General features: G+C 66.0%; 3 protein-coding genes and 2 pseudogenes. 2 read left to right on the top strand and 3 right to left on the bottom strand.

Going from position 1 to position 6,195, the window contains the following annotated elements; all coding sequences use genetic code 11:
* Nucleotides 1-508, bottom strand: a pseudogene (locus QOD90_RS12540) (hypothetical protein); the annotation flags it as partial.
* A gap of 524 nt (nt 509-1,032) precedes the next feature.
* Between QOD90_RS12540 and QOD90_RS12535 the strand changes: the two are divergent.
* Complete coding sequence (locus QOD90_RS12535) at nt 1,033-1,506, top strand: hypothetical protein (RefSeq protein WP_526350096.1); 474 nt, start codon at nt 1,033-1,035, stop codon at nt 1,504-1,506.
* A gap of 97 nt (nt 1,507-1,603) precedes the next feature.
* On the opposite strand, the gene QOD90_RS12530 is transcribed toward QOD90_RS12535, so the two are convergent.
* The gene (locus tag QOD90_RS12530) at nt 1,604-4,288 is read right to left on the bottom strand and encodes an ATP-binding protein (RefSeq protein ID WP_526350094.1); all 2,685 of its coding nucleotides are present in this window, start codon (nt 4,286-4,288) and stop codon (nt 1,604-1,606) included.
* Between the two features lie 141 nt (nt 4,289-4,429).
* Here QOD90_RS12530 and QOD90_RS12525 point away from each other — a divergent pair, with 141 nt between their 5' ends.
* Nucleotides 4,430-5,272, top strand: coding sequence for a class I SAM-dependent methyltransferase (locus QOD90_RS12525; RefSeq protein ID WP_526350092.1), 843 nt, complete (start codon nt 4,430-4,432; stop codon nt 5,270-5,272).
* Nucleotides 5,273-5,275: 3 nt separating this feature from the next.
* On the opposite strand, the pseudogene QOD90_RS12520 reads toward QOD90_RS12525, so the two are convergent.
* A pseudogene (locus QOD90_RS12520) lies at nt 5,276-6,195 on the bottom strand (hypothetical protein); the annotation flags it as partial.

Genomic DNA, 6,195 nt, shown 5'->3' with positions numbered 1-6,195 from the left:
TGGTCGTGCCGTCGGGACGCGTTGCGGTGAAGACGACGTCCTGCGGGGTGTCGCCGGGGTTGGTCGGCGTCCAGGTGAAGTTGTAGCCGTCCGGGTTCCCCGTGGAGAGCATGTAGAACCGGCCGGTCTGCGTCACGGTGCCGCTGGCTGTTGTCGCGGTGATCGTGACACCCGGATCCTGCGGGGCCACCTGGAAACTCCATCCGCCATCGGAATAGCGGTCTTCCCGCGGGGGGTTTTGGAACGACATGTCGTCGGTGCGCGGAGCGGGTCCGATCGAGGGTTCGCTGTCGTTGGCGGCGGCAGGCGTCGGCGCGGAGTCCTCGGCTGGCGCCGCTGTCGCCAAGGCAGCGGGTTCAGCCGTGGCGGCAATTCCTGCCTCGGCGCCAGGTGTGGCCGGTTCGGCCACGGTGGCCGTGGTGGTGGGTTCGGCGACTTTGGCGGCGGTGGTGGGTTCGGCGACTTTAGCGGGGGTGGCCCCTTCGGGAGCTGCCGGCTCTTCGCCCACGCCAACGTGTTTCGCCACCGAGCTGGTTGGCTCGGATCCGACTTTGCTGGTCGGTCCATCGTTGTCGGTTTGGCCGGTAGTGCTGGAGGCCGTGGGGTTTCGGTCATACGAGGCGTCCCCCGCGGCTGTCGAAGCGCCTGTGGCCGTACCGGCCGGAGACGAATCACTTTGGGCCGGTTCTTCGCCCCCGCCGACTCCTGAGCTCGTTGACGCCGAGGGTGCGGAGTCCGTTGAATCGGTGTCGTCGGCAGAAGCGATGTTGGCTCCGGATGCCAGCGCCATTCCAACGGTCAGGGTAAGTGCGCCCACCCAAGTCGCCGGTCGCGTCGAGGTCATGGAAAAGCCTTCCAGTTTGCTATCGACTTGCCAGAACCCTGCGCGCAGCTCCTTGAGTGCGAGGTTAGACCATAATTGACGGAATAGTTAAAAAATTGCCGAAACCGCAGACTCTTCGCTGAGCAAGCTGTTATACATCCAAGTGACGCGGCTCGCCGTCGTGTCTGACAGCTCTCGAGGAGACCCCAGTGTCGATCAAACGAGCCCTTGCGACGGGGGGCCTGTGCAGCGTGTTGGCGTTCGGCACTATCGCGACCGCCTGGGCCGACCCCGACGGGAGTGGCGGTGGAGGGCCTGGTGTTCCGGCTCAGGAAACCGCTCTCAATGGTGGCTTCATCTACTTTCTCAATGACAACCGGCGGTCGGTCTGGGTGGTCAATTCGAGCTGCGATGCGGCCGGGACCTGCACGGGTCGGGTGACGAGCGCCAGGAATTGGAGCGCGCCCATTGCCCGCACGCCCGGCGGCAAATGGTCGATCGAACGCGACAGCCCGACGGACGGATGGGTCTGTCCCGACGGCACGATTGCGCCGGCGCACTACTCGTACCAACTCGACCCCGCGAACCTGACCGGCACGCTCACCTACACGAAGAAGGCGGGCGCCTGCGGCAATCCGGACACGCCAACGGACACGGATGCGATCAACCTAGCTCTGATCTAGCGACGTATTGCGCGCTGCTGCAGGCAATCTGAGCGGTGGCCGCGCGCGGTCGATGAGCGCGCGAGGCGACTTCCGCAGTCGCACTTGATCGTCTACTTCAAGCCGTGTTCAGTTCTGCTCGGGCCCGGTCGATTTGGTCGTAGGCGTAGGACACCACTTCGGACGTGGTCATTGTCTCGCCCACACCGACCAACGATTCGTACGTTGACGCGCCGAGCACCACGCGCAGGTGATGAATCGCCGTGCCGACCTCGGGTAGGGCGGCCGCCGTGAAGGGGTTGACGGCGAATCCGGCGATGGTGGCTGCCGATTCGTGGTGGCCGAGCCGGTCGAACAACGCGGCCAACACCGCCAAGGGGCTGCGGACCGTGGTGGTGTTTCCGGAGTCGTGGAGGCTGCGGATCGCTAGAGCGATGTGCTCGAGCGCAGCCAGCGAGTCACCGGAGCCAACCTCCACGCTTGCCAGGCAAATCGCCAGCTGCGCCTCATTGGAGCGGTTGGAGGTGTCCTTGGCGACCGCCAACCCCCGACGCAGCGCATCGAGCGAGCGGACTGGATCGGCGCCGCGGAACGCCAGCCCGAAGACCAGCATTGCGAACGTGATCGCAAACGGATTGCGGCTGGCTTCCGCCGCCTCGATCAGTCCATCCGCAATGCTCATCGCCTCAGTGTCGGAACCCGAGACCACCAACGCGAAGACGAGGCAGGACCGGGTGAGCGCGTGGGTGTCATCGGAGCCCACGAGCTGTGCGCGACACCACTCCACCGACCGGTCGGGCCTGCCGGAGTTCATGTAGGAGGTGCCCATTAGGCCCTCCGCGCCGAACGGCACCGCATCGCCGACTCTGCCGACCAGTAGCTGGCCCAGGTCGCTGTAGTGAACCGCGGCCTCGATCCGCCCCGGCAACCAACACTGCGATGCCATCACGTGCAACACCGCGAGCCCGGGATGGCTCACCGCTCGTGCGGCCTCGATGAGCTCTTCAGCCCATGCCACGGGTTCATAGTTGTCGATGCCGTAGCCGAGGAACCATGTGTTGGTGGCGATGGACGCCGCAACGTCGAGGTCGCCGCGATTGGCCGCCCACCGAAACGCCGTCCGAAGGTTGGGTAGTTCGAGAGCGAACCATTCATAGGCCTCGCGCTGTCGAGGGCTGTCCCACAGGGCGACGACGTTGGTTTCGAGCGTGGCAAAGTGGCGGGCGTGCGCGGCCCGGGCGGCTGTTTCGCCGCCGCGCTCGGTCAGTTTCTCTCCGGCGAACTCGCGGATCGTCTCCAGCATGGAGTACCGCGTCCGGCCGGCTGACCGGTCGGCGACGATGAGCGACTTGCGCACCAAGGCATCCAGTAGGTCCAAGACGGTGTACTCGTCAAAGGTATCCGATTCATCGGGGTGACTGGATTGTGTGATGGCGCAAGCACCTTCGAGGTCAAATCCGCCAGCGAACGTGGAGATACGTTCTAGCAGAACCGTTTCCAATTCTGACAGTTGATCGTAGGACCACTGCAGGGCGTGGCGCAGCGTTTGGTGGCGTTCCGGCCCTCGCCGCGGTCCGACGAGCAGCCGAAATCGCTGATCGAGACGATCACGCACTTCCGCTGACGTCATGGAGGCCATCCGGGAGGCTGCCAGTTCGATGGCAAGCGGAATCCCGTCCAGGCGGCGGCAGATCTCCACGACCGCGGCAGCCTCACCGGCCTGGACCATTGACATGCTCGGCGCTACGGCACGCGCTCGTTCGACGAACAGTCGTACCGCTGCCGAGTCGGTACCCGCGCCGATGTCGAGGGGAGCCACCGGCCACAGTTGTTCGCCAGCGATCACGAGCCCTTCACGGCTGGTGGCCAAGACCTTCGCGCTCGTTGATTGGGCGAGGATCACCCCGATCGCGTCAGCCGCGGCGTCGAGGACGTGTTCGCAATTGTCGAACACCAACAGCCGGACCCGGCCCTCGAGAGCAGCGGCCACGCTATCGATCAGGCTCTTGCCGGGCTGCTGGGTGATGCCCATCGCAGCTGCCACCGCGTCGGGCAGCGCGCTCGGATCGGTGACGGCTGCCAGCTCGAAAACCCAGACCCCGTCCGGAAATTCGTTGGTCAGGTGTTCGGCCACCTCGAGTGACAATCGGGTCTTGCCAACCCCGCCCATTCCGGTCAGTGTCACCAGTCGGTGTTCTCGCAACACCGCGACGATCTCCGCAACCTCGGAGTCGCGCCCGATGAAGCTGGTGACTGCCGGCTTCAAGTTCCCCGGCGTCATGTCCACGGTCTTCAGCGGCGGAAACTTGGTGCGGAGGCCGTCGGCGCGGACCTGAGATATCTCGACGGGGGCTGGCACGTCACGCAACCGCCTTGGCCCGAGATCGACGAGATCGTTACCGGGCAGCAGGTTTGCCGTCGAATCCGCCAGCAATATCTGACCGCCATGGCCAGCGCCCATCACCCGCGCGGCACGGTTGAGCACCGCACCGAAGTAGTCACCTCCGCTCAGCTCGGCTTCTCCGGTCGCCATCCCCATCCGCACCGGTAGCTCCAGTGCCCGCTGGGCGGCCACCGCCGCGTCCACCGCCGACTGTGGCGAAGCGAATGCGGCACACATGCCGTCGCCGGTGTGCTTGAACAGGAAGCCGCCGTGCGTGTGGATCGCCTCGCGCAACACGGCGTCGTGCGCCGCCAGTGCCGTCCGCATTGCAACAGCGTCCGCCTCCCACCGACGGGTCGACCCCTCGATATCGGTGAAGAGGAACGTCAGGACCCCCGAAGGCGCCTCCGGTGCGGACACCCACGCAGAATCTCACGTGGGATGGTTCCTCCCACGTACATCGGCGGATTCGGCAGCGCTTCGCATCACCATGTCGGTCAATCTGCGTGCACGGCTGCTGATAGCGGCAAGGATGAGTGACGTCGCGATCTGGGGGTGGGCATGGAGAACGAAGAGCTGCGTGCGGCGCTGCGTGCGATGTGGGCGTCGGCAGCACCGTCGTGGGGTGAGCACGCCGACTACGTCGACACTCGAGGGGCGGCGGTCGCCGATGCGATGCTCGCCGCCGCCGGTCTTCGGGCCGGGGAAAGCGTTCTCGAACTTGCCTGCGGCCCAGGCGGAGTCGGTATTGCCGCCGCGGCGATCGTGGGACCAAACGGAGCGGTGGTGCTCTCCGACGTCGCACCGGAGATGACGGCGATCGCCGCCGAGCGGGCGAAAGCCGCCGGGCTCACCAACGTCACGAGCCGCGAAGTCGACCTCGAGCGGATCGACTTCCCGCAGGAGAGCTTTGACTCGGTGCTGTGCCGCGAGGGTCTGATGCTGACACCGGAACCGACGAACGCGGTGCTCGAATGCCACCGGGTGCTGCGGGCGGGCGGTCGCGCCGTCTTCGCGGTGTGGGGACCACGTGACCTCAATCCGTGGCTGGGGTTGCTGTTCGACGCGGTCACCGCCGAGACGGGAATGCCCGTCCCACCGCCTGGGGTGCCAGGGCCGTTTTCGCTCGAAGCGCCGGGGGCTCTCGACGACTTGCTAACTGGCGCCGGGTTCGCCGACGTCGCCGTCCGCGATGTCGCGAGTCCCGTCCACGTTGCGTCGGTTGACGACTGGTGGTCAGTGGTTCCCTCGCTGGCTGGGCCGATTGCCCGGGTGTTGGCCGCACTTCCCGCGGAGGTGAGCACCGCCATCCGGTTCCGGATCGATGCGGCCATGCAAGACTTCGCTACATCCGACGGCTACGAATTGCCGGGCGTCAGCCTCGTCGGCGTCGGACGCCGCTAATCCTCAACCCGCAGCCGCCTGGGTGGCGTTGTTGCGTCGGGTGTTGCTCGGCTCATCTGAGCTTTGCTCGCTGCGATGCTGGGGGCGGCCTGCGCCTGCCCGCTCACCGTTGCGGCTGTTTTCCCGCGGCTGTGGTGCCGACGTGGCTGAGGCCCCGGCCGGCGTGGCTGCGGACGACGGTACCGACGCGTCCCGAGTGCGAGACGGGTCGACACGTCTAGGCACAGACGGGTTCGGCACCGTTGCAGCTTGCGTCGCTGGTGCCGTGACGGCGGCAGCGACCGCACTGGTGGTCGCCGGTACGGCAACTTGGGCACCGCGCAGCACGGGCACCATCGTCGGGTTTGCGCTCGGAACATCCACTGCGTCAGTGGAGCTCGTCGACAGCGTAGGGCTCGTCGCGCGCGGCGACGTGGCCGGGGCGACCGTCGCCGCGGCCAGCGTGGTGACCGGTACCGGTGCGCCCGTGGCTTGGTCGATGGTCATCAGCGCGCCCGAGGTGGAATCAACCGCGACAGGCGTAGTCGGCGCAAGGCTTCGCATCGCAGCCACGAGGTCGACCGGCATGGGCTGCTGTGGATGTGTAGCGGTCCACTGCTGGATGACGTAGGCAGCCGGTTTCCATGACCAGTCGTCCCGCAGCACGCCGAAGGTGTCGTCCGGGTTGGTGCTGGCGGTGTTGATGTCCCGCGTCGTGTAGATGAATGACGGGCCCGCATAGTCGAGTTGACTCCAGGAACTGAGGTAATCCTGGATCATCGCCGCCTGAGTTGCCTCGTCGACAACCGATGTGGGTGTTCCATATTCGGTGGACCAAATCAGCTTGTCGCCGTCGCCGTTGGCAACCATGATCTCGTGCATTCTCTCCATTTGGACGATCGGAGCCGCATCCCCGAAATACACCCCCAGAGAGAACGGAAGGG

This window comes from Mycobacterium sp. (assembly GCF_032161845.1).
In the GTDB taxonomy this organism is placed as follows: Bacteria; Actinomycetota; Actinomycetes; order Mycobacteriales; family Mycobacteriaceae; genus Mycobacterium.
Note: the sequence above shows the minus strand (reverse complement) of the source record. Positions and strands in the feature narration are given on the sequence as shown.